This window comes from Streptomyces turgidiscabies Car8 (genome assembly GCF_000331005.1).
Taxonomy (GTDB): Bacteria; Actinomycetota; Actinomycetes; order Streptomycetales; family Streptomycetaceae; genus Streptomyces; species Streptomyces turgidiscabies.
Genome location: NZ_AEJB01000361.1, coordinates 524,920 through 551,054 on the forward strand (window position 1 = coordinate 524,920; position 26,135 = coordinate 551,054).

The 26,135-nt window shown below is 69.6% G+C and carries 25 protein-coding genes and 1 pseudogene; 19 read left to right on the forward strand and 7 right to left on the reverse strand.

Annotated features, from left to right (window positions below; genetic code table 11):
- Window positions 1–26: 26 nt before the first annotated feature.
- Window positions 27–3,398 carry a hypothetical protein gene (locus STRTUCAR8_RS26335; protein WP_044472851.1) on the forward strand — a complete coding sequence of 1,124 codons (3,372 nt, stop codon included), beginning with the start codon at window positions 27–29 and terminating at the stop codon, window positions 3,396–3,398.
- 45 nt (window positions 3,399–3,443) lie between these two features.
- Window positions 3,444–3,980, forward strand: a complete 537-nt coding sequence (locus STRTUCAR8_RS26340) for a hypothetical protein (protein WP_006378681.1) — start codon at window positions 3,444–3,446, stop codon at window positions 3,978–3,980.
- A gap of 73 nt (window positions 3,981–4,053) precedes the next feature.
- Here STRTUCAR8_RS26340 and STRTUCAR8_RS26345 read toward each other — a convergent pair whose 3' ends face one another.
- The 3 genes from STRTUCAR8_RS26345 to STRTUCAR8_RS48445 all read right to left on the reverse strand — a co-directional run bounded on the left by STRTUCAR8_RS26345 (window position 4,054) and on the right by STRTUCAR8_RS48445 (window position 6,421).
- The gene (locus STRTUCAR8_RS26345; protein ID WP_006379202.1) at window positions 4,054–4,623 is read right to left on the reverse strand and encodes a hypothetical protein; all 570 of its coding nucleotides are present in this window, start codon (window positions 4,621–4,623) and stop codon (window positions 4,054–4,056) included.
- A 39-nt stretch (window positions 4,624–4,662) separates the two neighbouring features.
- Window positions 4,663–4,857 carry a hypothetical protein gene (locus STRTUCAR8_RS26350; RefSeq protein ID WP_006378834.1) on the reverse strand — a complete coding sequence of 65 codons (195 nt, stop codon included), beginning with the start codon at window positions 4,855–4,857 and terminating at the stop codon, window positions 4,663–4,665.
- 970 nt (window positions 4,858–5,827) lie between these two features.
- Window positions 5,828–6,421 (reverse strand): DNA-binding protein, encoded by a 594-nt coding sequence (locus STRTUCAR8_RS48445; protein WP_234372776.1) that lies wholly within the window; start codon window positions 6,419–6,421, stop codon window positions 5,828–5,830.
- 653 nt (window positions 6,422–7,074) lie between these two features.
- On the opposite strand from STRTUCAR8_RS48445, the gene STRTUCAR8_RS26360 reads away from it, so the two are divergent.
- The 16 genes from STRTUCAR8_RS26360 to STRTUCAR8_RS52805 all read left to right on the forward strand — a co-directional run bounded on the left by STRTUCAR8_RS26360 (window position 7,075) and on the right by STRTUCAR8_RS52805 (window position 22,120).
- The gene (locus STRTUCAR8_RS26360) at window positions 7,075–7,428 is read left to right on the forward strand and encodes an SH3 domain-containing protein (protein ID WP_006378823.1); all 354 of its coding nucleotides are present in this window, start codon (window positions 7,075–7,077) and stop codon (window positions 7,426–7,428) included.
- Between the two features lie 251 nt (window positions 7,429–7,679).
- Window positions 7,680–8,036: an SH3 domain-containing protein gene (locus STRTUCAR8_RS26365; RefSeq protein WP_006378930.1), complete on the forward strand. Its 357-nt coding sequence runs from the start codon at window positions 7,680–7,682 to the stop codon at window positions 8,034–8,036.
- A gap of 200 nt (window positions 8,037–8,236) precedes the next feature.
- Window positions 8,237–9,517: an MFS transporter gene (locus STRTUCAR8_RS26370; RefSeq protein ID WP_006379033.1), complete on the forward strand. Its 1,281-nt coding sequence runs from the start codon at window positions 8,237–8,239 to the stop codon at window positions 9,515–9,517.
- Between the two features lie 121 nt (window positions 9,518–9,638).
- On the forward strand, window positions 9,639–10,808 hold the full coding sequence (locus tag STRTUCAR8_RS26375) for an MFS transporter (RefSeq protein ID WP_044472941.1): 1,170 nt from the start codon (window positions 9,639–9,641) through the stop codon (window positions 10,806–10,808).
- The gene (locus STRTUCAR8_RS26380) at window positions 10,805–11,497 is read left to right on the forward strand and encodes an HAD-IA family hydrolase (protein ID WP_006379181.1); all 693 of its coding nucleotides are present in this window, start codon (window positions 10,805–10,807) and stop codon (window positions 11,495–11,497) included. The genes STRTUCAR8_RS26375 and STRTUCAR8_RS26380 overlap by 4 nt, the downstream gene beginning before the upstream one ends.
- 70 nt (window positions 11,498–11,567) lie before the next feature.
- Complete coding sequence (locus tag STRTUCAR8_RS26385; protein WP_006378889.1) at window positions 11,568–12,875, forward strand: ATP-grasp domain-containing protein; 1,308 nt, start codon at window positions 11,568–11,570, stop codon at window positions 12,873–12,875.
- Window positions 12,876–12,910: 35 nt separating this feature from the next.
- On the forward strand, window positions 12,911–14,158 hold the full coding sequence (locus STRTUCAR8_RS26390) for a hypothetical protein (protein ID WP_006379064.1): 1,248 nt from the start codon (window positions 12,911–12,913) through the stop codon (window positions 14,156–14,158).
- Entirely contained in the window at window positions 14,140–14,502 is a 363-nt protein-coding gene (locus STRTUCAR8_RS26395; protein ID WP_006379141.1) for a hypothetical protein, read from the forward strand. Before STRTUCAR8_RS26390 ends, STRTUCAR8_RS26395 begins: the two co-directional genes overlap by 19 nt.
- 101 nt (window positions 14,503–14,603) lie before the next feature.
- Window positions 14,604–15,830, forward strand: coding sequence for an MFS transporter (locus STRTUCAR8_RS26400; RefSeq protein WP_006379270.1), 1,227 nt, complete (start codon window positions 14,604–14,606; stop codon window positions 15,828–15,830).
- A gap of 46 nt (window positions 15,831–15,876) precedes the next feature.
- Window positions 15,877–16,869 (forward strand): L-histidine N(alpha)-methyltransferase, encoded by a 993-nt coding sequence (gene egtD / locus STRTUCAR8_RS26405; protein ID WP_006379245.1) that lies wholly within the window; start codon window positions 15,877–15,879, stop codon window positions 16,867–16,869.
- A 277-nt stretch (window positions 16,870–17,146) separates the two neighbouring features.
- The gene (locus tag STRTUCAR8_RS26410; protein ID WP_006378603.1) at window positions 17,147–18,415 is read left to right on the forward strand and encodes an MFS transporter; all 1,269 of its coding nucleotides are present in this window, start codon (window positions 17,147–17,149) and stop codon (window positions 18,413–18,415) included.
- A complete protein-coding gene (trpA, locus tag STRTUCAR8_RS26415; RefSeq protein ID WP_006378704.1) occupies window positions 18,412–19,251 on the forward strand; it encodes a tryptophan synthase subunit alpha in 840 nt (279 codons plus the stop codon). The genes STRTUCAR8_RS26410 and trpA overlap by 4 nt, the downstream gene beginning before the upstream one ends.
- A gap of 31 nt (window positions 19,252–19,282) precedes the next feature.
- Complete coding sequence (locus STRTUCAR8_RS26420) at window positions 19,283–19,909, forward strand: hypothetical protein (protein ID WP_006378923.1); 627 nt, start codon at window positions 19,283–19,285, stop codon at window positions 19,907–19,909.
- A 135-nt stretch (window positions 19,910–20,044) separates the two neighbouring features.
- On the forward strand, window positions 20,045–21,043 hold the full coding sequence (locus STRTUCAR8_RS26425; protein ID WP_199791711.1) for a DUF8094 domain-containing protein: 999 nt from the start codon (window positions 20,045–20,047) through the stop codon (window positions 21,041–21,043).
- A gap of 43 nt (window positions 21,044–21,086) precedes the next feature.
- Window positions 21,087–21,812: a hypothetical protein gene (locus STRTUCAR8_RS26430; RefSeq protein WP_006378983.1), complete on the forward strand. Its 726-nt coding sequence runs from the start codon at window positions 21,087–21,089 to the stop codon at window positions 21,810–21,812.
- Window positions 21,809–22,120 carry a hypothetical protein gene (locus STRTUCAR8_RS52805; RefSeq protein WP_158697471.1) on the forward strand — a complete coding sequence of 104 codons (312 nt, stop codon included), beginning with the start codon at window positions 21,809–21,811 and terminating at the stop codon, window positions 22,118–22,120. Before STRTUCAR8_RS26430 ends, STRTUCAR8_RS52805 begins: the two co-directional genes overlap by 4 nt.
- Window positions 22,121–22,292: 172 nt before the next feature.
- On the opposite strand, the gene STRTUCAR8_RS26435 is transcribed toward STRTUCAR8_RS52805, so the two are convergent.
- From STRTUCAR8_RS26435 to STRTUCAR8_RS26450, 4 genes are all read right to left on the reverse strand, one after another.
- Window positions 22,293–23,105: a phosphotransferase family protein gene (locus tag STRTUCAR8_RS26435; RefSeq protein ID WP_044472853.1), complete on the reverse strand. Its 813-nt coding sequence runs from the start codon at window positions 23,103–23,105 to the stop codon at window positions 22,293–22,295.
- 881 nt (window positions 23,106–23,986) lie between these two features.
- Complete coding sequence (locus tag STRTUCAR8_RS26440) at window positions 23,987–24,496, reverse strand: hypothetical protein (protein ID WP_006378591.1); 510 nt, start codon at window positions 24,494–24,496, stop codon at window positions 23,987–23,989.
- Window positions 24,497–24,540: 44 nt separating this feature from the next.
- A complete protein-coding gene (locus tag STRTUCAR8_RS26445) occupies window positions 24,541–25,266 on the reverse strand; it encodes a hypothetical protein (protein WP_006378771.1) in 726 nt (241 codons plus the stop codon).
- A 29-nt stretch (window positions 25,267–25,295) separates the two neighbouring features.
- Window positions 25,296–25,565 (reverse strand): hypothetical protein, encoded by a 270-nt coding sequence (locus tag STRTUCAR8_RS26450; RefSeq protein ID WP_006379042.1) that lies wholly within the window; start codon window positions 25,563–25,565, stop codon window positions 25,296–25,298.
- Between the two features lie 77 nt (window positions 25,566–25,642).
- Between STRTUCAR8_RS26450 and STRTUCAR8_RS50230 the strand changes: the two are divergent.
- Window positions 25,643–26,131 (forward strand): annotated as a pseudogene (locus STRTUCAR8_RS50230) (DDE-type integrase/transposase/recombinase); the annotation flags it as partial.
- Window positions 26,132–26,135 lie beyond the last annotated feature (4 nt).

Genomic DNA, 26,135 nt, shown 5'->3' on the forward strand with positions numbered 1-26,135 from the left:
CGAAGGCGAGGAGCAGGGGAGAGACGATGAACGGGACGATCACGGCGGTGGCGCGGATGCGTGCCTGGGCCGGCCCCGGCGGTGGCGGAGCCCGCCAGGGCAGGCTCGCGCGCGGGCTCGCCCTCGTGCTCCTGGCCGCGCTGTTCGTGCCGGTCCTCATGATGGCTGCCTCTTCGCCAGCGTCCGCGGACGACCAGAAGGAGCGCGACAACTACAGCCTCTACCAGCTGGCTTCGAATGCGAGCTCGTACTTCAGCGAGGAGAACTCGCCGTCGAACGACAAGGGCATGCACGACAAGTGGAAGCCGGTCGTCGGCAGTCCGGCCTCGGGCGGCTCCATGCTCGGCTACGCCGACCCGGATTTCAGCTTGGGCAACATCGTGGGCTGGTTCTTCGCCGAGGTCTCGGGGTCCTCCCAGACCGTCACGTACGAGACTCTGGCCGCGAAAGACGACAAGGGCAACGCGAAGTACTCGGGCATGCTCGACTACGCGCACTTCGGGGCCGCGAACAACGACCTCGGCCTGGACACGATGTCCTCGGGCATCGGCGGCCAGATCGTCAGCGTGATCGGAGGCTCCATCATCTGGGTCCTCTACGCCCTGGCGCTGGCGGTCGGCACGCTGTTCTACGTCGTCCTCCAGTTCCTGAAGCTCATCAACCCCTTCATGTGGTTCTACGAGGCGGTCAGGGCGGTCAATCCGACCTTCGCCGACGGGATGACGGGAGGTGACACCGGAGGCGGCGCGCTCTCGGGCCTCCAGCACTGGATCAGTGGCTGGTATGGCCTGCTTGTCGATATCTCGTGGCAAGTGCTGGTGCCGATCTTCATCGGCTTCCTGCTCCTCGGCCTGGTCATGTTCAAGAAGATGGACCGGGGTTCGGCGATCAAGAAGCTCATCGTGCGCGTCGTCTTCATCGGCGTCGGTCTGCCGCTCATCGGTTCGATGTACACCAGCGTGCTCGACAAGTTCGACAACTCGGTTCTCGGCCAGCATGCCGGTCCGACGCGCGTCGTGCTGAGCACATACGTCGACTTCGAGGCGTGGATGATGAACGACCGCCTCGGGATCCCGGACCAGGCCACTGTCTCCTGGAACGGCGACCAAGCGAGCTCTGACGCGATGATGTCGGTGCGCACGAGCGCGCTGGCGATCAACAAGCAGTCCCACGGAGCGACGTTCAACGGCATCAGCATCGGCACGAAGGCCAACGACGCCGAGTCGGCCTGGAAGGACGGCACGGTCTCCGTCGGCACCGGTGCGTCGGACGACTTCAAGGCGGTGTTCTCGACCTTCGGGATCATCGGCAAGTACATCGGCAGCAACGAGATCGCAGCTTCCGACTTCGAGTCGGGGATCAAGAGCTCGATCACGCAGCTGGACGAGAGCGCGGATGTCAAGAAGAGCTGGTTCGTCGACAAGGACAGCTACGGCGACGTGGAGGATTTCGGTGAGGAGAAGGGGCCGAAGCCGGTGGATCACCCGGTGATCTCGACTGACGGCACGGGCCTGACCTCCTCTCGTCCCGGCAAGGACTCGACGGTCTTCACGACGACGGGGACCAAGGCCGGCTGCGGCTTCACGGTGGGCAAGACGCCCTCCTCGTGCAACCTGTCTCCCCTGGCGGCGTACAACTACCTCAACACCGGGTTCAGCCCCAGCTCGCTGAACATGTACAGCTCGAACAACGCCACGTCCGGCTTCACCCGCGAGAACCACATGGCCGTCAGCCAGGTGGGCACGGGGCCGGCGAAGTTCATGTACTGGTCCAACGCAGCCACGGTCCTGGGCTCCATCGTCCTGCTCGGCTTCTGGTACGCCATCGGCATGCTGGCCGGCTCGGTCAAGCGGATTTTCGGCCTCGTAGCGGCCGTGCCGTTCGCGACGCTGGGCGCGATGGCCGCGATCGCCAAGGTAATCGTCTACTCCATGGCGCTGATCCTGGAGGTCCTCGTCACGCTGTTCATCTACCAGTTCGTCTCGGAGTTCCTGATCTCGGTCCCGGACATCATGGCCGGGCCCGTGTCGAGCTTCATGAGCCCGGCCGGCCTGTGGGGCAGCGCTGCGCTCGGCGGGACCATCGTGGTGATCCTGACACTCATCTCCTCGCTGATGATCATGGGCATCACCTTCGCTCTGCTGCGGGTCCGCAAGACGGTGCTGCAGGCGATGGACGAGGTGGTCACCAAGCTCGTGGACAAGTTCCTGGAGACCAACTCCGCGCCGAAGCCGGACAAGGGTGGGCTGATGCCTGCTCTGGCCACAGGTGCAGGGGCCGGCGCGGGTATGGCCATGGGCAACAAGCTCGCCAACGGGTTCAACAGCAAGACCAGCGGCCCGGCGTCTCCGAGCACGGGCAAGTCCGCGGGCAAGACGGCGTCGACGAACGCCGGAGGTACGAACGGCGACCCGACGGCGCTGACCGCGGGCAACCAGGCGCTGGCCCTGGAGGGCGGCGGCGAGGGTGGCCCGGGCGATCCGAACAGCCCGGCACTGGACGGTGGTCCTGGCAGCGGTGGCGGCGGCGGTGACGCCAAGGCTCTGCCGGGCGGCAGCGGTCCTGCTGGTGCCCTGGGCGCGTCCGGCCAGAGTGACGGCCCCGACGACAAGGGTGGCCCGCTGCAGCTGACGAGTGGTGGAGCGGGCAGCTCGCACTCTGACAAGCAGACGGCGCTGGGCCTGAGCAACCAGGGCGGCCTGTCGAACCTCGGGTACACCTCGGACGGCAACAAGGTCATCCCCGGCGAGGTTCTGGCCTCGTCGACGGAGCCGTCGAGCTCTCGCGGTGGTGCTCAGGGGCAGAGAAGCGCTGGTTCTATTCCAACCAGCGGAGGCCGTAGGACCGTCGCTGGTCAGACGGGCCCGGCGCAGTTCGGCATGGGTGCCCAGGGTGCGCAGAGGCAGCAGGGCAGCAACCAGCAGGCTGCACCGCAGCGCTTCAGCGGCGGAGCTACTCCTGGTCTTGTGCCTGTCCCTGCTTCCGAGCAGCCAGCCTCGCCGAGCACGCGTCCGACGCGCTCCGCTCAGGGCACCCCGGCTCCGAGGCAGCTGGGAGCCGGAACGTCGGCTCCTCGTCCCGTGGCCGCTCCGGTTTCGGGTCAGACTCCGGCTGCGCCTGGTGCGCGGACTCCGGCTCGGACGCAGGCAGCGCGTCAGCCGGGTGCGATCCAGGCGGCGACGCCGACGCCGCGCCAGGCGCCCGCCCCGCGGGCTCAGACTCCGCGGACGTCGGCTCCTGCACCGGCTTCTTCGCCACGGCAGGCTCCGGTTCCGCGCCCTCGTCCCCGTCCGCGCCGGGTTGCCGATCCGGCTCCTCAGAGCGTGGAGACTCCGGAGCCGCAGCAGCGGCCGGCTGGTGGTCTTCGCCGGGGCCGACGCGAGAAGCCGCAGGACTGATCGGGCGAGCGTGGAGGGCTGACGCACCCGGTGAGGATGATCGCAATGGTCGTCCTCACCGGGTGCGTCGTCTTTGCGCGGCAGGAGGAGAAGGGGAAGAGCATGAGGCTGGGATCGAGGCTTCGCGGCGTTTTCCCGCGCGGCTGGTGTCGCTCGGCGCGATGGTGGATCACCGGGATCCGCGAACTGGCATTGAGCACTGCGGCGGCTGTGGCCACCGTGGTGTTCGTCGGCGAGATGATGCGCGCTGTGCGGCATCGCGACGAGCCGCGGACTCTGGCGCACCTGTCCGGCACGTTCGAGGGGTACGTGGCCAGCCTCTTGGGCAACAGCGCAGGCTTGGTCGTTCTGGTCACCATGGCGATCGAGGACGGTCTGCCTGTGGTGCTGACGGCGTTGCTGGCTGGGTGGTGTCTGCTCAACATCGCCATCAGTGCCACGGTGTTCGTCGTGGTCGCCCGGTCGAGGATCCGGCAGTCGGCAGCGTGGGCTGAGCTGGATTTCGCCGAGCAGCACGCGCCGAAGTACGGCCGGCCACCGGAGACGATTGAGGAGTACCGGGCGCAGCAGCTCCAGAAGTAGGTGTCAGAGAAAAGACAGAACCCCGTGGACGTGATGTCCAGGGGGTTCTGTGCTGCCTGGGGTGGTGCGGCAATCAGCTGTGCTGGTTGCAGTCCTTGGCCATCAAGGCCTTCGCCTGGTCGCTGTCGGCGGGGATGAGCTGGACCTGGTCGATCGAGTAGGCGAAGGTGTACCCGAGCGTGATCATGCTGTTCGACATCGAGATCGAGCCGGATCCCGGGTCAGTGCCTGTCTGGTCGGAGCCGTTGTCGTCGTCCCAGAGCACACTGGTCCGGCTGTCGTTGATCGTGCCGGTTGAGAGAACCTGGTACTGACCCTTGTCGGTCTTGCCGTCCTTGACGATCGAGCCGTGCTTGACGTCGTCGAGGGCCTTCGTGGTCAGCTGGCACTGCTGGTCGCCAGCGGTGACGTTGATGTACGTGATCTTGTGGCCGTCGATTGCGGCGATGCCGCCGCGCGCCCCGTCGGTGATGGAGATGTAGGCACCGTCGAAGCTGGAGGCCTGGCTGCTGCTGGGGCTCTGCGAGGAAGCAGCATTGCTGCTCCCGCTGCAGGCGGTGAGCATGAGAGCACCCGCGGCCAGGGCCGCGGCGGACACGGCGATCCTGGTCCGCGTCGCACGTGCGGTCCTGGTGGAGTTCATGGGGTTCTTCCTTCATTCGTTCTGGACAGTCGGTTTGGTTCAGCTCTGCGGAGGTTGGACCGGCGGCATGCTCGGCATCGGCGGAACCGCAGAGGCCTGACGCGGCGACAGCAGGATGAGGACTGCAGCAGCCAGCATCACGACCGACAGCAGCGCCAGGAGCACCACGCCCGCTCCGACGGAGGCGTAGCGGGTGCCGCTGACGGAGCCCATGGTCCCGAAGCCGTCGATCATGCCGATCAGGCCGGCGACGATGGACTCCGGCGGTGACGCGGGACCAGTTCGTCTTGCGGATGACTGCCACGACAGAGGCGGCGATGGCCACGAGCATGGTGAAGAGCAGGAAGCCGCCCTCGCCGCCGGCCTCGTCGCTGAAGTAGTTGACCGAGAAGCCCATGGCTGAAGCGACCGGCATGAACAGCGAGATGATCGCCAGGAACGCCGCGGCGGGAAGGACGAAGGTGGCCAGCCCTCTCAGCTTGGCCAGTCCGGGACGCGAGGTGCTCTGCTGCATCGAGCGCGCGGCGCTTTGCGCGGCGGGGGCAACGCGGTTGCTGAGGAACTCCTTGGCTCCAGAGTTCTCGACGGCCGGCGCGACCTTGGTGTTGAAGAAGTCCCGGGCACCGTTGACGACCTGCTTGGCTCCGTTGGTCATCTGCTGCATCGACGGATCACGGGGCCGGTGCTCGGGAGCGATCAGTCCAGCCTGAACGGCGGCCTGGTACTCGGGCATCGTCGGCTCGCGGAGATGCGTCTGCCGGAACCCGGCGGCCCACTGCTCGGCCGTGACAACTGGCGGAACCTGCGGTCGCGGCGGCACGGCCTGTGATGCTGTTGCGTGGCCCTGTGTCGGCTGCTCGGGTAACTGAGGCTGATCCTCAGTCATAATCGCCCCCGTTTTCTCTCGTTCAGTTCTGCGTGTCCAGGCGGTGCCATCTTCACAGGGACCAGCGTCTCGGCTCCGCAGTTCCACACTGCATCCCCGAGACCCCGATCCCGACCACGCCCGGGAGTCGAAGCTGGCCCCCTTGAGGACCACCCGACCGATTTCCGAGCTTTCTTCTCGTACATGAGCACTTGCGAAGGCATTCACAAGCGCACTGTCAGTATTGCAGATTGATGTACCAGATGTACCACCTAACGACAGACAGCCAGTCAAAGTCGCCTATAGATAGGTGACTTTGACTGGCCAGGACTTAGGCTGTCAGGCGCCTTCTCGGAGGTTGTCGAGTCGATGCTCAGTCAGCGCCAGTGCGACTTCGGACTGGTTGAGCGCGTGCTCGCCGTCCTGGATGCGCCACCGAAGACGCTGCACAGGCGGGGCGTCAGCTTCCTGGAGCGCCAGGTCACCGAGCTCGCGCAGCTCCGCGTACGCGCCCTGCAGCTGCTCCTCGTGGTGCGCCGACCGGACCCTGAGGCGGGCGACCCGCTCTTTCCACCAGCCCACCCGCGACTCGCGGTCGAGCGAGGTCTTCCCCTCGAGCCAGGCACGGAGCTCGGTCTGGTCGACGTCGCTCGGGAGCCCGGTAGCGAGGGGCCCTTCGGGTTCCGGCATGTCGATGGGGATGTGCGACAGCAGCACCGCGGGGGTCGTGTCGAGAGCGTAGGCGATCGCGACGAGGTCGTCGACGGTCACGGGGCGAGCACATCGCTCCATCTCCGCGAGGGCATCGGCTGAGATCGGGTGATCGAGCATCCGGAGCACATAGGCCAGCTCGTCGACGGTCAGCTCGCGCAGCTGGCGGTAGTGGGTGATGGCGTCGGACACAGCAAGGGACGTGGGAAGGGACGACGGCATGCACCGATCATAGGCACGCTCGGCGCGGTCCCCAGGTGGGTTGTCACATTACTCCCGGGCGTCGTCACACAGACCCGTAACCGGTCCCGAGAGAGGTGTTATCCGCGCCCCCTCGGGCCGAGGGCAGGCGCCAGAAGAGGCGCACCTGGCGAAGAAGTTCAGGTCGGTCTTGTCGTCGCAGCCAGTACTGCAGATGTCCCGCGCAGTGGCGCTCATCGAGTCGCAGTCGATCGCCTATTGAATGGCATTCCAAGTCGTGTTTCAATAGAGCGCAATAGGCACTCGGTCCACTCTATACAAGGCGGGCAACATGTTCGGGCGCGACTCTTCCGCTGATTGCGGTGTGGTTGCGACCGTGCGTGCCTCCTCGGCGAGTCGAGTGCGAGTCTCCACTGCCGCGTCTCGCGCAGTCTCGCTTCGCCCGATTCCCATGGAGGCCATTCAGGTCGGAGTCACTGCCGCTGCATCCATTGCCTTGCGGCGCGATGCCATGACGACAACTCAGGCCTCGGTCGCGCGCCGGAGGAAGGCCGCATAGAACCGCCGGCGCCTCGGACAGCCATGCCCACCGTCCATGCACTGACAGCGGCCCGTGCGGCCGGTGGGGCGTCTCGCCCCATCACCCATGTCACCCCATGAATTGAAGGGATCCCATGCGACTTCGTGCTCCCGCTCGAATTGCCGCCACGGCCATGCTTGCCCTGTCGGTGACCGCCGGCCTGGCCGCGACCACCGCCCCGGCCGCCACTGCGGCCGAGATGCCGTGCAAGCCGCGCGTCTACTACGAGATCAACACCAACGCGGTGAACTTCAGGACGGGGCCGTCGACCGCCTACAAGTCCAAGGGCCTGCTCTACAAGGGCGACTGGGGCAAGAAGGTCGCCACCAAGGGCTCCTGGATCAAGCTCAAGCTCGGCCAGAAGTCCAGGACCGGGCTGGCCAAGAACACCACCGGCTGGGTCGCCAAGAAGTACGCCTACGACTGCGTCCCCATGCAGCTCGACTGAGCCGGCCGCGGCTCGCCGATCCACGCCGGGCAACTCAAGGCGTCATCAGGCAGACATACGCCCCGCATCACTCACCAACGCACCACTCCGCACCCCCACACAGCGCCCAGCACCGGACGCGCCTCTTCCCATGCCCGACAGGGCGGCCTCACGCCGCACTTCTGACGCAGGGGCCCCGAGCAGTGGCTACGCCCTGGCCGGGGACGGGGCGACGCCGTGCCCCCTCCTCCCTTTCGGAAGGTTGTTTCCCGATGATCCGCAATCTCGCCCTCCGGTCGGTTGCGCCCGCCGCCCTCGCACTCGCGGCCGCTGCCACCCTGACCGTGGCCTCCGCTCCCGCCGCGCACGCCGTCGGTGAGAACAGCAAGTGCACCGTCAACTGGCCGAACTACGGCGCCACCGTGGCCAAGGCCGGCTGGAACTACCGCACAGGCCCATCCACCGCTTACGCCAGCCGCGGCCTCCTGTACCGGGGCGACAAGTTGACCGTGCTGTGCAGCCGCGGCAACTGGGACTACAGCCAGCTCACCCAGCGCTCCAAGTCCGGCATCCCCAAGGGGACCCGAGGCTGGGTGCGCGACGACGGCCTCTACCAGCTGGCCGGCTGACCGGCCCGGCCCCTCGCTTCCATCCCCTGGGGCGACATCCCCGCGTCCTTCCGGCGCGGGCGCTGGCCCGGCTGCTCAGTGGGGGCGTCGTCCGCCCACGGCGACGCCCCCACGCGCCGCCCTTCCCGTCCGGCGCCCGAACCAGCTGACGCCGGCCGCCCCACCAGGAACGTCTCGCCCCTGCTTTCCCCGGAGCGTCCGTGTCAGCCACCACCATGCCCGTCTCCTCCGCCAAGGACGCCGAACCGTCCCGACCGCGGCCCTGGCCGCCGACGATCTGGGCACTGCTCGTCATCACCCTGGTGGCGCGCGGCTTCGGCTTCGCCTATCCCTTCCTCAGCTATCACCTCAAGGACCTGGGCTACACCACCGCCGCTGTCGGCCAGGCCCTCGCGGTCTTCGGCATCGGATGGCTCGTCGGCCAGCTGCTCACCGGCTGGGCCGCCGACCGGCTCGGCCGGCGCCGCACCCTCGTGGCCGCCATGCTCACAGCCGCCGTCTGCCTGCCCGTGATGTCCCAGGCACACGCGTTCGCCGCCGTGTGCACCGGAGCCCTGATCGCGGGCATCGTATACGACGCGCCGAGGCCGGTTGTCTCCGCGGCCATCGCCGACCTCATCGCCGACGACGGACAGCGCGCCGCCGTCAACGGCTGGCGCCACGGGGCCGTGAACATCGGCGCGGCGATCACGGGCGCGGTAGGCGGCCTGCTGGCCGGACAGCTTGGCTTCCCGGTGCTGTTCTGGTTCAACGCCGCCGCCTGCGCGGCCTGTGCCCTGCTCGCCCACCGCTACCTCGACGACGACACCCCGGCCGCCTCCGCCCGCCCCAGCGAGCCCGCCGCGCGCACCCCGCTGCGCTCGGCCGTGCGCGACGCCCGCCTGTGGCTGCTGTGGATGGCCAGTGTGGCCGCCCTGACCTGCGCTGCCGGCATGTTCACCGTGCTGCCGCTGCTGATGGAGGACGACGGGCTCGCCGCCGACGCCTACGGATGGACACAGGTCGCCAACGCCGGCGCCGTCGTCGTGCTCACCCCGCTGCTCAACCCGTGGCTGCGGCGCCGCTGCGACGGGTCCCAGCCAGTCACCGGCCTGCTCGCCGTCGGATCGCTCCTGCTTGGCGCGGGCATGGGCAGCGCAGGCCTCGCCGACACCACGGCGGGCTACAGCCTCGCCGTGGCGGCGGCCGTCCCCGGGGAGATCGTCTTCTTCATCGCCGCCAACGACATCGTCACCAAGATCTCGCCCGTACACGCCCGTGGTCTGTACGCCGGGATCTGGGGTTCAACCCTCGCCGTCGCCGTGATCATCGCCCCGGTTCTCGCGGCCGTGTCCCTGACCTCGGGCGGTGGGGTTCTCGCCGCGCTTACCACCCTTGCCGCCGGTGCCATGGGCGCAGCCCTGTGCCTGCCGCTCGCGGGCCTCACCCAGCGCCGCACCGCCTCCCGTGTGACCGCCGTCCCTGTCCCCGCCGCTACCTGACCGCCGAACCGGAGAACCGGACCATGAGACACAGCACCACATGCCCGAACTCGTGGGCAGCACTGCACAGATGGCCTCCTGTTTCGACAACCCGGCCCACGCCCGCGCCGGGGGCAGGCCGATGACTGCGATCGCTCCGGCCGAGCAGTCCGCACCGCCGAGGGGCGACCGACGGCTGCTGCTCGGTGTCTTCGCCGTGATGGGCCTCGTCATGGCGGTCTGGGGCACGAGGATGCCCTCAGTGCAGAGGGTGGCCAACCTTGGGACGGGCCATCTGTCACTCGTTCTTCTCGGCGCCGCAGCCGGCATGGTCGCCGGGCTCCAGCTCGGCGGGCGCCTGGCCGACCGGCACGGTCCCTCCCGACTGCTGGTCGTCCCCGCCGTCGTCTTCGGCCTCGCCCTGGCTCTCCTCGGCCAGTGCCGCACGCTGCCGACCCTGATCGCGGCTGCCGTCGTCTTCGGCTTCGCACACGGGCTGCTTGACGTCGGCTGCAACGTATCTGCCGTTCACTGCGAGATCGCCTTCCAGCGGTCGATCATGTCCGGGCTGCACGCCGCCTACTCGATCGGTGCTCTGTGCGGGGCCGCGCTCGCAGCCGTGACCACCTGGATGTCCCACGAGGTGCTGTTCGCGATGGTCGGTGCCTTCACGGTGCTCGCCGCTGCCACCGCCGTTCCGGCCGTACGAACGGCCACCTCCCTCGACCACGCACCCGAGCGTCCCGAAGCGGTTCCGGACGAGGCAAAGCCGGCGCAGACCTCCCACACCAAGGTGTGGCTGCTCGGTGCCCTGGCCGCTGCGTGCCTGCTAGCCGAGGGCGCCGCCGCCGACTGGTCGGCAGTGCACCTGCACTCCCTCAACAGCTCCGAGGCAACAGCGGCGGCCGCCTACGCCCTCTACAGCGCCGCCATGGCCGTAGGCCGGCTCGCGGGCGACCGGCTGACCGGCCGCTACGGAGCACCCGCCCTGGTATGCGCCGGCGCCACCCTCGCCGCCGCCGGACTCGGCGCTGCACTGATCGCCGGCAGCGCCCCGGCCGCCCTGCTCGGCTGGATGGCCCTCGGAGCCGGCCTGTCCACGGCCATGCCGGCCCTCATCACAGCCGCCGGACGGGGAGGACCACGCGCCGTGGGCACCGTCGCCACCATCGGCTACCTCGGCCTGCTCGCCGGACCGGCCGCCATCGGGGCGATCGCCTCGTTCACCAGCCTGACCACCGCGCTGGCCCTGCTCGTCGTTCTGACCGCGACCGTCGCTGTCGTCTCCCACCGAGCCCTGGAGTCCCGTTGACCTCTTCCCAGCCCACCACCCCCAGCGGCGCCGGCCTCGAGGCCGTGATCCTCGACTACAACGGGGTCATCGGCCGCCAGCCCGGCCCGCCCCAGTGGGCCCGGCTCGCCGAACTCGCGGGCTGGCACCCCCAGGAGACCCACGCCTTCCAACAGTCCTTCTGGCAGCGGCGGGAGCCCTACGACCAGGGCACCGCCACCACCCACACGTTCTGGAGCGGACTGCTGCGCAACGGGTGCACCGCGCCTGCGGGCAGCACCCTCCTGGCCGCCCTCGCAAGCGCCGACCTCGGCATGTGGACCGCCACGGACCCCGCCGTGCTGGACCTCCTGCACACAGCCCACGCCACCGGGCTGCGCCTCGTACTCCTGTCCAACGCGCCCAAGCCGCTGGCAAACGCCCTCGACGACGCCGAATGGTGCGCCACCTTGTTCAGCCGGACCGTCTACTCCGCCCGCATCGGAGTGAACAAGCCCCACAAACGGGCCTACGAGGCCGCGCTCGAGGCCGCCGGAAGGCCCCACCCCGCAAAGACCCTGTTCGTCGACGACCGGCTGGACAACGTCGAAGCCGCCGAGCAGCTCGGCCTGCAGGGCCTGCACTACACCGGCGACCCGGCCGCACTCGCCCGCCGGCTTCCCCGGCCGCCCGCCGTCACACGCCCGGGCGTCCTCGCTACGAGCGCATGACCGCCCTCGCGACGCCGTCTCACCGGACCGGCACCCGCCGCATCCCGATCACCGAACCGGAGATCCGACCATGAGTCTGACCGCCCTGCGCCCCAACTCCCGTGCCGTGACAAGCACATGGCACTCCTCGGGATCACCGCTGCTCGTCCTCATCGGCGCTGGAAGCCGCATCTGGCGCGGATACGGACTGCAGCACATCGCCGCCCGCCACCGCGTCGCCCTCCTCGACGAGCAACCTCCCGCCTGGGCCAACGACCACGCGGCTGTCTCCATGGCCGTCGACCTGGCGGACACCGAGGCCGTCGCCCAGGCCGTTGCCGCGCTGGCCGCTGACCAGGGCGTTTCCGGGGTGCTCACCTACATGGAGCAGCACGTGGCCCTCACCGCCCGGATCGCGGAGCGGTTCATGCTGCCCGGCAACACCCCCAGCGCCGTCGAGGCTTGCCGGGACAAGTACCTCAGCCGCTCCCTGCTCGCCGCGGCCAACGTGCCCTCGGCCCGCTCCTACCTCGTCCCGGACGCCGAGACCGCCGTCGAGTACGCGGTTCTCCTGGGCGGCCCTGTCGTCCTCAAGCCGCGGTCGATGGGCGGCAGCGCCGGCGTGCGCCGCGCCGACACGGCCGATCAAGTCCGCGACGCCTACCAGGCGGCCCGCGGCGCGACCCTCTTCGGGCTGGAGAACACCGGGACCGGGGGCGTGCTGATCGAGGAGTACCTCGATGGTCCGGAGATCAGCGTGGAGTGCGTCGTCCTGGGCCACGAGACCGTCCACATCGCCGCGATCACCCGCAAGTATCTCGGCGACGAACCGGACTTCCAGGAGACCGGCCACCTCGTCGACACCACCGACCCTCTCCTGGCCGACCCCCGCATCCACGAGGTGGCCCTCGCTGCCCTGAACACGGTCGGCATCACGTGCGGTGTCATGCACGTCGAGATGCGCCTGACCCAGCAGGGCCCGCGCATCGTCGAGATCAATGCCCGGCTCGGCGGAGACCTCATCCCGCACTTGGTCCACCTGGCCACCGGCCTCAATCTGCCGCAGATCGCGGCCGACCTCGCCGTCGGCGCCGACCCCGAGCTGGTCCCCAGCTGGCACCAGAGCGCCGCCGTCCGCTTCCTCTACCCGCCCGTCACCGGTCACGTCACGGCACGGCACACCGGCGTGTTCGCCGCCTGGCTCGACCGTTTCGAGTGGATCGCCGCACCCCGCAGCCACGTCAACGCTCCGCCCCGCGCCACGCTGCTGGACCGTCTGGCACTGGCCGTGGTCACCGGGCCCGACCCCGACACCTGCCACCGGCGACTGCAGCTGGTCGAAGAACGCAGCGGCATCCACATCCAGCCCGACAACGCCACCACCGCCTGCGTCGCCTGACCCGCACGGCACCGATACACACAGGAGACCCGACCATGGCCCTCGCCGCACCCCTCCACGCGGCGGCCGCGCCCGCGTACCGCACCGGCACCGCCGCCGTCATCGCTCCCGCTGATGCCGGCGACCGGTACGTGCCCGCGCTGGCCCGGCACGGCTGGAACTCCGTCGCGGTCACCGAACCCGCTCACCATCCGGACGACAACACCGGCTACTTCCGGCACGTCACCCACCGCACGAGCCTGCGCCGCACCGCCGCCCACCTCGACCGCCTCGGAGTCCAAGCCGTCCTCGCCGGCTCACCAGCCGGTACCGAACTCGCCGACCTGCTCGCCGCCCGACTCCACCTGCCTGGCAACGCCCTCGACACCGCGGACATCCGCCGCGATGCCGGTCTCACCAGCGCAGCGCTACTCGACGCGGGTATCACCGCGCCCCGCAGCATCCGCACGGCCCGCCTCTCCAACGCCCTCGAATGGGCCACCTACACGCAGAAAGCCGAACTCGTCCTCCAGCACCCCGACCCCACCCACCCCCACCCTTCCTCCGTCTGCCGCACCGAAGACGACATCCGCTTCGCCTGGCACCGCCTCCACCACTCCAGCACCCAGCCGCTGGTCCTGCGCGAGCACCTCGCCGGCACCCACTACCGCATCCACACCCTCACTAGCCCTGGCCCCGACGGATCCACCGACCACAGCATTACCGCGATCTGGTCCGAGACCCGCACTGCCGACCAACAGGTATGCCGCGCCGACCTCCTGAGCCGCCACGGGCTCCTGGCCCGCGCCCTGGCCCTCTACACGATGCGCGCGCTCACTGCCCTCGGCGTCCGCTACGGCCCCGCCCACGCCACGGTCACCTTCATCCCCGACCGTGGACCCGCCCTGCTGTCCCTGCGTACCGACCCCTACGCAGACTTCGCCACCGACGTGCTGCGCCAGGCCACCGGCCACGACCCCATCCGTGACACCGCGCTGCTGCTCACCACCGGCAGCCGCCCCGCGGCCCGCCACCGACCCCACGCCCACGTCACGAAGATCGCCCTGCTGCCGCGGCACGACGGCGCACTGGATCACGCTCTGCTGCGCACCATCACCGCGCTGCCCACCGTCGCCGCCACCACCGAGCTCACCGCCGACACCCCGGTGCGAGCCGACGAGACCACGGGATGGCTCCTCCTTGTCGCGGACGACAGCCGCGCTATCAACCAAGACCACCAGGTCATCCGAGCCGCCGAGAACCTCGGCCTGTACGGGAGGCCGGTATGCACTCGCCCCTCATGACCGTCCCGCCTTCGGCCTCGCGGGTCCAGGCCGCTTGCCAGGGCCTCCCCAATCTGTTCGCGGTGGTGGTTGTCGACCCCCTGCCCCTGTGGAGCGCACCGCAGGCGGGGCGGACTCTGCCCGAACGCAACCGCGAAGGCCATGACTTGCTGGTCCTGCGCTGGCACGGCCCCCCGGACATCGACGCCGAGGTCCTCACCGCCCTCGAATCGGCCGCCGACCGGGCACCGACCCCGCCCGTGAGCACCGCCGAACTCGCCCACTACCAGGACTCTCTCCCCGACCACCTGCACCTGGTGGCCGTTCCGGCCAGCAGCGTCCTCGGCCCCTGGTCCCACAGCTGACAAGCCAGTCAGCCCCCCGGCGCCGGGCCGAAGGAGCCCGTCCGCCCCCCACCTGGATCCCTTCCTTCCCGGTGCCATCCCATCAGTCCTCAGGAGACCCTGTGCAGACCGCCCCCGCCAAGGCCGACAGGCCACTGCGCGCTGTCACCTATCGCAGCGTGCTGCGGGTGCCCCATGCCGCCCGGCTGCTGATCGGCACGCTTATAGGACGCCTGCCATCGGGAATGGCGCCCCTCGCCATCGTCCTGATCGGCACCGAGAACGGCGGGTTGCAGACGGGGAGCGGACTGGCTGCCGTGTACTTGCTGGCCAACGCCGTGGGCGGGCCCTTGCTCGGCCGCCTGGTCGACCGGCACGGGCAGACAGGAGTGCTGACGACGAGCGCGGCCACCGCGGCCGCCGGACTCCTTCTGCTCACGGCGGACGGCGCCTCATGGGGGGTCGTGCTTACAGCGGTGGCCCTGGCCGGACTGGCCAAGCCCCCGCTCGACGCGACGTTGCGTGCCTTGTGGAGCCCACTGATGCCGGACCGCGAGCACGAGCGGGTCGCTGTCTCTTTGGACGCCGCCGTGCAAGAGTTGATCTTCATCGTCGGGCCCTTGCTGGTGGCCGCCCTGGCCTACACGTCGTCGGCTCGCTGGGCCGTGGTGGCGACGGCAGCTGTCGGGTTGGCGGGCACGCTCCTAGTCGTCACCGCACCCCCGTCGCGGTCGTGGACGGCGCAGCCTCGCGAAGTGGACTGGCTGGGCCCGCTGCGGTCTCAGCAACTGCGCGTTCTCTACACGGCCATGCTGTTCATCGGCGTACCCATGGGGGCCCTCACTCCGCTCGCGGTCACCTTCGCCGACCAGTTCCAGTACGCCGGTCTATCGGGCGCACTGCCCGCCGCCGTCTCCGCCGGTGCCCTGGTCGGCGGGCTCCTGTACGGGGCACGCTCGTGGCCCGGCCCGACGGCAGTGCATCTGGTGGTCCTCTGCGCTGGCTTCGCGACGGGCTGGATCCCCCTGTTGGCGGCTGGGAACTCCCTTCTCGCGGTCGCGGCGTGCTTGCTCCCGGGCCTCGTCATGGCCCCGTTGCTCAGCGCGGCCTATCTCCTCACCGTCCGCTTGGCGCCGGCCGGCACGGTCACCGAGGCAAGCGCCGTGCTGGTTGCGGCTCTCGACCTCGGATGCGCCGTGGGCACCGGGGCCGCAGGACTCTCCTTCGCCCGCGTGCTCCTGCCGGCTGGCGGGGCCGCGGCCCTCGTCGTGCTCTGGGCCGCCCGCGGACTGAGACGTCCTCGGGTCCTTCCCCCCGCCGTCGCCGAACCCCAGCACGTGACCACGTGAACACCGTCCCCATCCGCGCCACCTCACTTGTTTAAAGGACTTCGCGATGACCGCACCCGCTCTGCCCGCCGTGACCTCGCCCGCACCGGATCACCTTGCTGAACTGCGCACAGACGTCGTACGGGGGTTCGCCGCGTCCCCGAAACAGCTCTCGCCGAAGTGGCTGTATGACGCGGACGGGACCCGGCTGTTCGACGAGATCACCCGGCTGCCGGAGTACTACCCGTTCAGGACGGAGCAGGCGATCATCGCCGACTCCTGCACCACCATCGCCTGGCTCACCTGCGCCAGAACCTTGATCGAGCTGGGTTCCGGTTCGTGCTCGGCCAAGACACGTCTGCTGCTCGATGCCCTGAGCGGCCCGCTCACCACCTACGTGCCGGTCGACGTGAGCTCCAGCGCCCTGGCCCAGGCCTCAGCCTCCATCGCGGCGGAGTACCCCGGCCTGACGGTGAAACCCCTCCTTGCCGACTTCACGGCCGCGGTCGACCTTCCGCCCACCGACGGGCCCCGCCTGTTCGCCTTCCTCGGCGGGACCTTCGGCAACTTCCTTCCCCCCGAGCAAGCGGCATTCCTGGCCACCCTCACCTCCCGCCTGGCCCCCGGCGACCGCCTGCTCCTCGGCGTGGACCTGGTCAAGGACCCAGCCGTCATCATTCGCGCCTACAACGACGCTGCAGGCGTGACCGCCCGGTTCAATCTCGGCCTGCTGCATCGCCTCAATCGGGAACTGGACGCCGACTTCGACGTGGCCGCCTTCGAGCACGTGGCCGTCTGGGACGCGGACCACAAGTGGATCGAGATGCGTCTGCGGTCCCGCCGGGACCAGACCGTCACCCTGCGCGGTGTCGACCTGGTCGTGCCCTTCGCCGCGGGAGAGGAACTGCGCACCGAGGTCAGCGCAAAGTTCCATCCTCACGGCCTTGCCGCGCAGCTCAACGCCGCTGGCCTGGAGCTGAGCCACTGGTGGACCGACCCCGCCCGCCTCTACGGACTGGCCATGATCGCACGCGCCGACGACATCACCCCGGCGGCCTGATGCCCGTCTCCGCCGATCCCTCGCACACATCCACCCGGCGTCGGGCTTTCCATGTCAACCGAAGGACGATGATGCGCCCCACCGACGGCTCAGCGCACGCTGCATGCGCCCTCGCGTGCCCGGGCGCGCACGCCCTTCCGTCCCTCGGCCACCCGACGCAGGCCCACGTGCCTGTTCGTCGGCCCGCGCCCATCGGCGATGAGTCACGGACCGCCGAGGCGAATGACCACGGCAGCCGGACCCGGCGGCACACGAGTCTGCACCGCGGAGCGCACACATGAGCGCGGTCGACACACCCCCCGCCCCCATCGTCCGCGCCGCGCCGACGCACCACACCCAGCAGCGCCCCGTGCACTGGGGCACCGTGCTGCGGCTGCCGTACGCAGCGCGCCTGTTGACCGCCACGCTCGTGAGCCGGTTGCCGCTGGGCATGACGCCTGTCGCGCTGCTGATCGCTGCGCGGGCGAACGGCCACGGATACGGCGTTGGGGCTGCGCTCGCCTCCCTGTACGGGCTCGCGGTAGCGGTCGGGCAGCCGCTGCTCGGCCGCCTGGTCGACCGGCGGGGACAGACCCGCACACTCATGGCCGGCGCGATCACGTCGGCGGCCGCACTCCTCATCCTTGCGGCCGCCGAAACGCTCAACCTGCTGATTGCAGCCGCCGCCGTCGCCGTCGCGGGAGCAACAGCCCCGCCGATGGAGGGGGTCCTGAGGGCACTGTGGCCCGCGATCACCCCCACGCGGCGGCATTTGCGTGCGGCGCTGGCCCTCGACAGCGGAAGCCAGGAACTTGTCTACGCCGCCGGTCCTCTCACCGCTGTCGCCGCTGCAGCGGTGGCACCGCCCGGCCTCACCTTCGCCGTGGCCGCCGGCCTCGGGCTGGGAGGGGCTCTCGCCGTCGCGGCATCGGCTCCTTCCCGCAGGTGGCGACCCGCGCAAGTGCGAAGCGGAGCCCTCGGTGCCCTGCGCTCGGTCGGCATGCGATGGATGCTGCTCGTCCTCACCGTGGTCGGCGGGACACTCGGCGCGCTGTCGGTGGCCGCCCTGACCGCGAGCGAACGGCATTCCGCTCAGTGGCTGGCAGGCGTCCTGCCCGCCGGGGTGTCGATCGGTGCGCTCCTGGGGACCGCCGCCTGGACCGCGCTGCCGCTGCCCGCTTCCCTCAGCAGGCAACTCGCGTTGACCGCCGCAGTATTCGCGGCCGTCTGGGTGCCGCTGAGCCTCGACCCGCCACCGTTCGCCGCCCTCGCGCTGACGGTGCCGCCCGGCATGGCCTTCGGAGCGCTGCTGACGTGCGCGTATCAGGTGGTCGCAGAGCTTGCCCCGCCCGGCACGCTCATCGAGGCGTACGGCTGGCTCATCGCAGCCTTCGGGCTGGGCCAGTCCCTGGGGACAGCGGCCGCCGGCGTGCTCGAGGGCCCCTGGGCCCTCCCGGCAGGCACGGCCACGCTCGCCCTCGTCCTCTCCGCCCCAGTCTGCCGGCGCCTCGCGGTGCGCACGGCAGCCGCCCCTTCCCCTTGCCCGTCGCCCGAGAGGCCGTCATGAACAACTCCACGTCGCCGTCCTGGCCGCCCGCCGACCGCCTCGACCGGGCCCTTGCCGTCAGCCACGCGAAGGGGCGGGCCGCGCTCGGCCTCTACCTGCCACTCGGCTACCCCACCCCCACAGCCAGCCTGGACGCGCTGCATTCGATGGCCCAGTCCGCCGACGTGCTGGAGATCGGCGTCCCGCACCACGACCCGGTCATGGACGGCCCCCTGATCCGGGAAGCCTCCGCCCAGGCACTGGCCGCTGGCTTCCAGATGCACGATGTCTTCACGGCCACATCCGAACTGACTGCGTCCACACCTGCCGCGCTGCTGGTCATGTCGTACTGGGCCCCGATCGCGCAGTACGGCATCGAGCCCTTTGCGCGTCGGCTGGCCGCTGCGGGCGGCGCGGGGGTACTCATCCCTGACCTTCCCCCGCCAGCGGCGGAGGCATGGAGAGCAGCAGCAGCCTCGGCCGGCCTGCACACCATCCCCCTCATCCAGTCCCGCGCCTCCACGGCACAACTGGCGGCGATCGGCGCTTCCCACAGCGGCATGGTCTACGCCCCCGCGACCCCCGGCCTCACGGGCTCCCAACACCCGCTCAGCCCCGACCTGCCGAGGCTGGTCCACCGCCTGCGCACCACAACCCACCTGCCGGTCGCGGTCGGCATCGGCATCAGCACACCGGGCCAGGCCGCACAGGCGTCCGCGTACGCGGACGCCGTCGTGGTCGGCTCGGCTGTCATCCGGCGCATGCGAGACGAGCCCAACACGCCCGCCACCGCCGCCGACGAGATCGCTCGCGACTTCGCCGCCGGAGTCCGCCGCGCCCGGCGCTCCGCAGCCTGACCCGTCCCCAGTTCCTGAAGGAGGAACCACCATGCCCCATTCCTCGACCTCGATCCCGCGCCCGCGCCCGCGCCACCTGACCGTGCTCGCCGTCGGCGTCGCCACGGCCCTCACCCTCACCGCCTGCGGCGCACACTCGGACACCGGCGCGACCAGGGAGAAATCTGCCTCGACGACCAGCGCGGGCAAAGAGAAGACGACGTTCAAGCTGGGTGAGGCCAGCCCGGTCCAAGAGAGCCAGATGCAGCGCTCCCGAGGGGCCACCCACACGATCACGCCCACCAAGGTGGTCGTCGGCAGCAAGGCCGACATGGACAACTCCGGGCTTGAGCAGGACAAGGAAGACGGCCCCCAGGTGCCCGTGTACGTCTGGTCGACGCTCACCCACAAGAGCGGCAAGCCGATGGCGCTGGGCGACATGGATGACGATCTGGTTGTCAGAACGGATACAGGCCAGCGCACCCGCGCCCTCATCGTGCTGCTCGGCCAGGCGCAGTGGCCCAACTGCCCGGCGTTCGACTCCGACAAGAAGCTCGTCGCAGGCCAGTCGCAGCGCATTTGCACCGCCTTCCTCATCCCACAGGGCCAGAAGGCCGCCGCAGTCCAGCTCAGCCAGGGCTTCTACAGCAAGCCCCTGGAGTGGCCCGTGAAGAGCTGACCGGACGCCGCTCCAACCACCCTCACCGCGAGAGCGGACGCGGGGACCGTCCGACCGCCGCCCCCACAGCACTGATACCCGCCCGCCGGAGCGGAGCACCCCTTCCCTCGCTCGATTCCACCAGGAGTGATCCAGATGCCCTCCCCCCAACAGCACCCGTCCCCACCCCGTATGCGTGCCGGTGCCGCAGCCCTGGGCGCAGCGGCGGCGCTGTGTCTCACCGCCTGTGGACCAGGCTCGGACACCGGCTCGGCCCCCACCTCGAGCGCGAGCCCCGCTCCGAAGGGGGTCGTCGACCACAAGACTGCCGGGTCCATCCTCGACCACTACCAGGAGATCAACAACAAGGCGAACAAGACGCGCGACGCGAGCCTCCTCTCCACCGTGGAAGCCGGCCAGCTCTACGCCCGCAGCAAGGCCGACTATGAGCAGTTCGACACCCTGAGCGCGAAGGAGAAGAAGGACTACGGCACCCCGTTCTACTTCACCCGGCGCTCCTTCTACATCCCGCCCACCGGCAACTGGTTCGCGGCCGAGGCCTCCACCAACGGCACGAACCACACATTCATGATCTTCGAGAAGTCCGCCGACACCGGCGGCACCTGGAAGAAGGTCATCTCCCTGTTCCCGCAGCAACCGCTCCCGACCCCCCGGACCAAGCGCGGCCTGGCCGTCCCCGCCGACGCGGACACCCCGGTCGGCAGCCTCGCACCCAGCGGCGTCACCATCGCCGTCGAAGACCTCTTCGCCAGCGGCGGCACCAAGGACGGCAGCAAACTCTCCCACGCCAACGACAACGCCAAGGCCATCCTCAAGACCTACAAGGAACGCGGCGACCACCTCGGGTCCCAAGCCACGGTGAACTTCTTCCCGATCACGCCGACCCACGACAAGACCTACACCCTGACCACCTCCTCCGGCGTCCTGGCGATCACCTCTCTCGCCCACAAGGCAGAGACCCTCGTCACCAACGCCGGCCTGCAGATCACCCCCGGCAAGACCGAGTCGGTCTACAACAAGACGCCACGTGCCGTGGTGGTGAACAGCTTCCAGGGCGAGGCCGTCGTCCACCTGCCCCGCCACGGCAAGCCCGAGATCCTCGACTACCGCTACGCCCTGGTCGACTCCCGCTGACGGCCCACCCCACCCCATCCAGCCACGACCGAGGAAGACCACCATGCCCCTGGGCCCGTCACTCACCGCCGACATCCACGAGACGATCATCGTCCTTCCCGGCGGCGGCATCCACGCCCAGGGGCTGCGGCAAGACGGCCACCCCGACCAGGCCGAGGCCCTCATCGAGCGCGTCCGCGGCCCCCTGCGCGCCGCGGCCCAGCGACACGGCCGACCGATCCTGCTGTCCATCGGCCACCCCTACGGGCACATCGACCAGCAGCAGATCGCCGCCGACGGCACGGTTCACCTCGGCCAGGACCCGCCCGCCAACACCCAGCCCGTCGACCCGATATGGAACCAGGGCATCCCCGAGGACACCGGCCTGCTCGAGACCCCGCGCGCAGCTCAGCGCGCGGGGCACTGGCGTGCCGCACAACAGGCCGCCCACCGCGCCACCCAGCACCTCATCGCCCGCCACGGCCACGACCACCCGTACGCAGCGATGGGCACCGAACTCCAGGCGTACTTCGCCGTGATGGCCCAGGACCGCGCCGCCGCTGCCTCTCTCTACACCGAGGCCGCCGTCGCGATACACCGGCTCGGCGGCCCGCCAGAACAAAGCCGCCGCACCCTGGTGAACGCCATCGCCGCCTGGCTCCACTCCGACCGCGACACCAGCCCCGGCGGAGCAGGCTTCGCCGCCGCCCACGCACTGATCCGCATCACCCCCTACGACCACACCACCCTCGCAGCCCTGCTGCACCGACTGACCAGGGACCGCGCATGACAACCCTCTCCCCGCCGCGCCCCGCCACCCACCCGCACGACCGCAATCTCACCGGCCGCGGACGGGCGTACCGGGCACGGCCCGTCCGCCAGGCCCCGCGCACACCGCCGGACGCCCTGAAGCCGCGTTTCTCGCACGCCGCCGCGCTGCCGCCCCGCCTCGTGCTGCGGGCTCCGCGGCCCACTTCCACCCCGTTCACCGAGCCCGCCCACGAGCCGGTCACGGCTCCTGTCACCGCCGCTGCGAGGCCGGCGGGCAGTGACTGGCTCAGCAGCTCCTTCAGCACAGCGCGGCGGCGATCTTCTTGAACGTCAGCAGGGGCTTGCCGCTGCGGGTGCTGGTGGAGCGGGCGGCCAGCAGCAGGGCGGCCTCCGGGGCTCCTAGCTGCTTCGGTTTTCGTCATCGGGCTTCATTGTTTCTCAACTCCCCTCCCTTGCCGCTGCGTTGTCGGTGATGGCTGCCGAATCGCGTGTTGGCTGCTCAGTGGTTCATACGGAAGGGAGTCCACGGGGCCTCGGCGCCTTCGCGAAGGCCGTGCAGGCGGAGGCGGACCTGTTCTGCGAGACCGGGGCTACTGTCGAGGACCGGCAGGACAGCAGTGAGGACCTTGAGTTCCCTCAGCCGGCGGAGAACGGGCCAGCCAGACCAGGTCCGCATGTCGGCACCGTAGAGCTGGCACAGGAGGTCGTAGTCGGCTATGGGGCGTCGGTACCGGATGCAGGCCACCAACTCCGGGATGAGATCCCACTCGGCGGGGCCGCGGCACAAGGAGTCCAGGTCGCACAACACAGGTTCGCCATGGGGGCCACGGAGCAGGTTTCCGATGTAGGCGTCACCGTGGATGACACCACCCCGGTGCGGGAGTAGGTAGGTGAGATCCCGGAGCTGCTCGTCGAGTTCTTGGACGCTGTCGCCGAGCCACGCCTGGTCCCCGGGAGGGAGGATCGACGAATCGGCCAGACGTTCGCGCATCTCTTGGATGGGCTCCCACTGGGGAAGGCCGAACTCCAGCGTGGGCAGGGCGTGCAACTGGAGCAGTGGGCCAGCGAGTTCGTAGGCACGCGGCGTCGGGCGGCCGTCTTGCGGCAGGTAGAGCCAGAACGTGACGATGTGGTCGGTTTCGTTGATGAGTAGCGGCTGAGGGATCTCGGGCAGCAGACGGACGGCGGGGAAGTCGACGGCTTCGAGCCAGCGCGCGACCTGAACGAGACGTTCGGTGTCCACCAGGAGAGTGGCAGACGGGGCGATACGGACGATGACCGGATCGCCGGGGATCTTGAAGAGCGCGTTCATCGTGACATGTATCAACTCCGGTTTATTTGTCTGCGGCAATCCGGCGTGCTGGCACGCGAGTTGGACCGTGCGGTTGAGTCGGTGTTGGGCGAAGGGGCCACGAGACGTCGCCAAGGGAGCCACCCGCCCATTTCACCGGCCGGTCGCGCGGGGCAGCAAGATGCCCTCTCTATAAGCGGTCACCTCATCGATGGCCGCCCGTCCGATGGGGGCCTCGCCGAACCGCCCGCGCAAAAGGTTAAGGACCCGAGCGCAGCGGACGTTGACGCTTGCGACGCGCAGGTGAGGTGGCAGCCCATCATTGCCGCTGGCACTGACAGCGCCTATTTCCGGTCGGGATCTATCCCGGTGGCCGGTTTGTGGTGCATGGTGTGCGGACGGCCCCTCACCCCCAGGTGGAGGCCCCTCGGGCCCTGCCGCTTCCCCCCGTGGCGGCGGGGCCCGCCGCGCCTCCCGGCTCCCCACGGGAGGCCTCGCGGCTGCCCGCGCGCGTCGGCTTCTCGCGGGTACGGGGCCACGGCGTCACAGGTCGCCGGTATCCAGCCCGAGGTCGGTCATGGGCTGGGTGGTGGTGACGACGTCGACAGGGTGGGTGCGGGAGTAGGCAGTGAGCGCCAGGGACAGCTTCGGTTCACTCGCGGAACGCGCGCGAACGACGACGCGATCCCGACGGGGCCCGGGTCAGGACGATAGCTGGCGACCGAGGCAGGAGCCCGGGCACCGTGTCGGCCGCGAAGAACAGGTTCGTCTCCTTCGCCAGGTGCCGGTCGGGTCCGTGCAGGTCGCGCAGCGCACACACCAGCTGGTGCCAGCCCAGCCCGGCCTCGTGCAGGATCGGCGGGAACTGCTGCCGGAAGGGCTCGCATAGTTCGTCCCCTCATTCATCCGTGTTTGCCGAGAGTGGGCAGTCCACCCGAGATCGTTCGGACGCTGCGTCCGCGCCGGGAGGATCGTTTGGCCAGCAGCAGTTGGCGGGCCATCGTGCCCCACTGTGCGGCGTCGTCTTGGTTCCCCGCGGCTCTCTGCTCACGGCCGGCCGCGAGCATGGCGGCTCGGGTCTTCCCGTACAGCGGCTCAGCGATCGAGGACACGGCTCCGCTGATTCCGACCGCACCTTCCCAACCCCGCTGGCAGAGCACCAGACGGTGGTCCGCGCCGTCCTCCGCTAGGCGCACGGCGTACATGCCGGCACGGCTGTTGCCGAGCGAGATCTTCCCGAGCTGTATCAGGAGTTCCGGAGAGCACGGCAGCAGGACTTGATCCGTTGTGGTGCCGCGTGCGGGCGCTAGCGACACGAGGTCGAGACGCTCGCCTTCCCATCGAACCCACATGCCGAGCGTGGGCCAGGCGATGGCAGGGTCGAGCGCGGGGTGTGGCGCCCTCGCGTCCATGCGAGGGTCTCCCGGTCCTTGAGCTCTGTCTCGCGGCTGATCGGTCATGACGCGTTCGGTCGCTGGCCGAGCCAGAAGGCGGCGACGGAGGGCTGGTCGATACCGGCGGTCGAGCCGTCGTGAGCAAGGAACTCGGTCGGAGCGATGTAGCCGTCGCCCGGATCGAGGCGGATGCGCAGGCAGCGCAGCGGGTGTCCTGCGGTGACGTACCGGCGGATGTCCTCGGTGTGGGGGTGGTGCCGGTCCGGGTCGGCGTGGAGCGTGCGGCAGATCTGCTGAATGTCGTGGTCGCCGATGAGCAGGTAGCGCGGGCCAGGGCCGAGATTGAGGCAGAGCCGTCGGCGACCCTGGTGGCGTCGGGCGTACGGCAGTCGGTCGAAGTTGTCGACGTGCAGTCCGATCCGGCGACCGGTGGTGGAGTCCTCTGTGGTGGTGGTCCAGTGGCCGGGGCTGGCGGCGCAGCCCCGGAGGGTGGTGGGCCAGAGGCCGTTGAGGGGGTCGAGGCGGGCGGCGGTTTCGAGGCGGCCGGCCAAGTCGTCGGAATCGAGGTCCGGCAGCGGTCGGTGTACGAGTTCGATCCGGATGCTGTCCGGCACCGAGTCATCGGCACGATGCTGCTCGGCGTCGGCCGCGGTGATCGATTTCCAGTTCTCGTCGGGGACGATAGCGCCGTCGTCGTAATCGGACTCGCTGGTGGTCTGCCGGACCGGTGCGGTGTCGCACCGGCCGCGTAGGTCGTCGAAGGAGTGGAATACGAGCTGTGGGCCCATGGCCGTGCCTCCCCAGGGCAGGTGCGGGGCTACTTGTCGTCGAGGTCTTCACCGAAGGTGACGTCCAGCTCGACGGCGAGGGCCTCAGCGAGCTGGAGTGTCTGGGCGTGGTCGATGACGATCTGCTTGAGCGAGGCCAGGCCGCGGAGCTGGGAGAGGTCGTTACCCCGGAGGTCCAGGCCGCGGTTCTTCCCGCCGTCGAACTCGGTCAGCCGTAGATCGCAGCCATCGATCAGGGCGGCGCCGAGGTCAGCGGCGGCGAAGGTGGTCTCGCGTAGAGAGCACTTGGCGAAGATCACCGGGCCGGTGGCCCGGACGCGGGTGAGGGTGCTGTAGTCGAACTTGCAGTTCTCGAACAGGACTGCTGGAGACCACGACGGTCACCACGATCCATCAACGGCTGCGGGACGAGGGCAAGTTGAAGGTGTCCTTGTCAACGTTCCGCCGCTGGGTGCACGAGAACCTGCCCGACGAGGCGGCCCGCTCGAAGGTCACGGTGCTGCGTGACGAGGTCGAGCCGGGCTCGGAAGCCCAGATCGACTACGGCTTCCTGGGACAGTGGATCAACCCGACTACCGGGAAACGGCACCGGATCTGGGCGTTCGTGATGGTGCTTCCCGCCTCGCGGCACATGTTCGTCCGCCCCGTGGTGCACATGGACCAGCACGCCTGGACGCTCGCGCATGCGGAAGCCTTCCGCTTCTTCGGCGGTGTCCCGCGGCGCCTGGTCCCGGACAACCTGAAGACCGGGGTGGACAAGCCGGACCTCTACGACCCGCAGATCAACAAGTCGTACGCCGAACTCGCCTCCTACTACGGGTCGTTGGTGGATCCTGCCCGCGCGTCGAAGCCGAAGGACAAACCTGTGT

Bases quoted from the DNA above. Each gene is read 5' to 3' on its own strand.
- STRTUCAR8_RS26445 (WP_006378771.1), bottom strand. From the start codon at position 25,266: ATGGGCCCACAGCTCGTATTCCACTCCTTCGACGACCTACGCGGCCGG.
- STRTUCAR8_RS52805 (WP_158697471.1), top strand. From the start codon at position 21,809: ATGACAACCCTCTCCCCGCCGCGCCCCGCCACCCACCCGCACGACCGC.
- STRTUCAR8_RS48445 (WP_234372776.1), bottom strand. From the start codon at position 6,421: ATGCCGTCGTCCCTTCCCACGTCCCTTGCTGTGTCCGACGCCATCACC.
- STRTUCAR8_RS26365 (WP_006378930.1), top strand. From the start codon at position 7,680: ATGATCCGCAATCTCGCCCTCCGGTCGGTTGCGCCCGCCGCCCTCGCA.
- STRTUCAR8_RS26375 (WP_044472941.1), top strand. From the start codon at position 9,639: ATGACTGCGATCGCTCCGGCCGAGCAGTCCGCACCGCCGAGGGGCGAC.
- STRTUCAR8_RS26385 (WP_006378889.1), top strand. From the start codon at position 11,568: ATGAGTCTGACCGCCCTGCGCCCCAACTCCCGTGCCGTGACAAGCACA.
- STRTUCAR8_RS26390 (WP_006379064.1), top strand. From the start codon at position 12,911: ATGGCCCTCGCCGCACCCCTCCACGCGGCGGCCGCGCCCGCGTACCGC.
- trpA (WP_006378704.1), top strand. From the start codon at position 18,412: ATGAACAACTCCACGTCGCCGTCCTGGCCGCCCGCCGACCGCCTCGAC.
- STRTUCAR8_RS26345 (WP_006379202.1), bottom strand. From the start codon at position 4,623: ATGAACTCCACCAGGACCGCACGTGCGACGCGGACCAGGATCGCCGTG.
- egtD (WP_006379245.1), top strand. From the start codon at position 15,877: ATGACCGCACCCGCTCTGCCCGCCGTGACCTCGCCCGCACCGGATCAC.
- STRTUCAR8_RS26430 (WP_006378983.1), top strand. From the start codon at position 21,087: ATGCCCCTGGGCCCGTCACTCACCGCCGACATCCACGAGACGATCATC.
- STRTUCAR8_RS26425 (WP_199791711.1), top strand. From the start codon at position 20,045: ATGCCCTCCCCCCAACAGCACCCGTCCCCACCCCGTATGCGTGCCGGT.
- STRTUCAR8_RS26410 (WP_006378603.1), top strand. From the start codon at position 17,147: ATGAGCGCGGTCGACACACCCCCCGCCCCCATCGTCCGCGCCGCGCCG.
- STRTUCAR8_RS26360 (WP_006378823.1), top strand. From the start codon at position 7,075: ATGCGACTTCGTGCTCCCGCTCGAATTGCCGCCACGGCCATGCTTGCC.
- STRTUCAR8_RS26440 (WP_006378591.1), bottom strand. From the start codon at position 24,496: ATGGACGCGAGGGCGCCACACCCCGCGCTCGACCCTGCCATCGCCTGG.
- STRTUCAR8_RS26335 (WP_044472851.1), top strand. From the start codon at position 27: ATGAACGGGACGATCACGGCGGTGGCGCGGATGCGTGCCTGGGCCGGC.
- STRTUCAR8_RS26435 (WP_044472853.1), bottom strand. From the start codon at position 23,105: ATGAACGCGCTCTTCAAGATCCCCGGCGATCCGGTCATCGTCCGTATC.
- STRTUCAR8_RS26340 (WP_006378681.1), top strand. From the start codon at position 3,444: ATGGTCGTCCTCACCGGGTGCGTCGTCTTTGCGCGGCAGGAGGAGAAG.
- STRTUCAR8_RS26420 (WP_006378923.1), top strand. From the start codon at position 19,283: ATGCCCCATTCCTCGACCTCGATCCCGCGCCCGCGCCCGCGCCACCTG.
- STRTUCAR8_RS26350 (WP_006378834.1), bottom strand. From the start codon at position 4,857: ATGATCGACGGCTTCGGGACCATGGGCTCCGTCAGCGGCACCCGCTAC.
- STRTUCAR8_RS26395 (WP_006379141.1), top strand. From the start codon at position 14,140: ATGCACTCGCCCCTCATGACCGTCCCGCCTTCGGCCTCGCGGGTCCAG.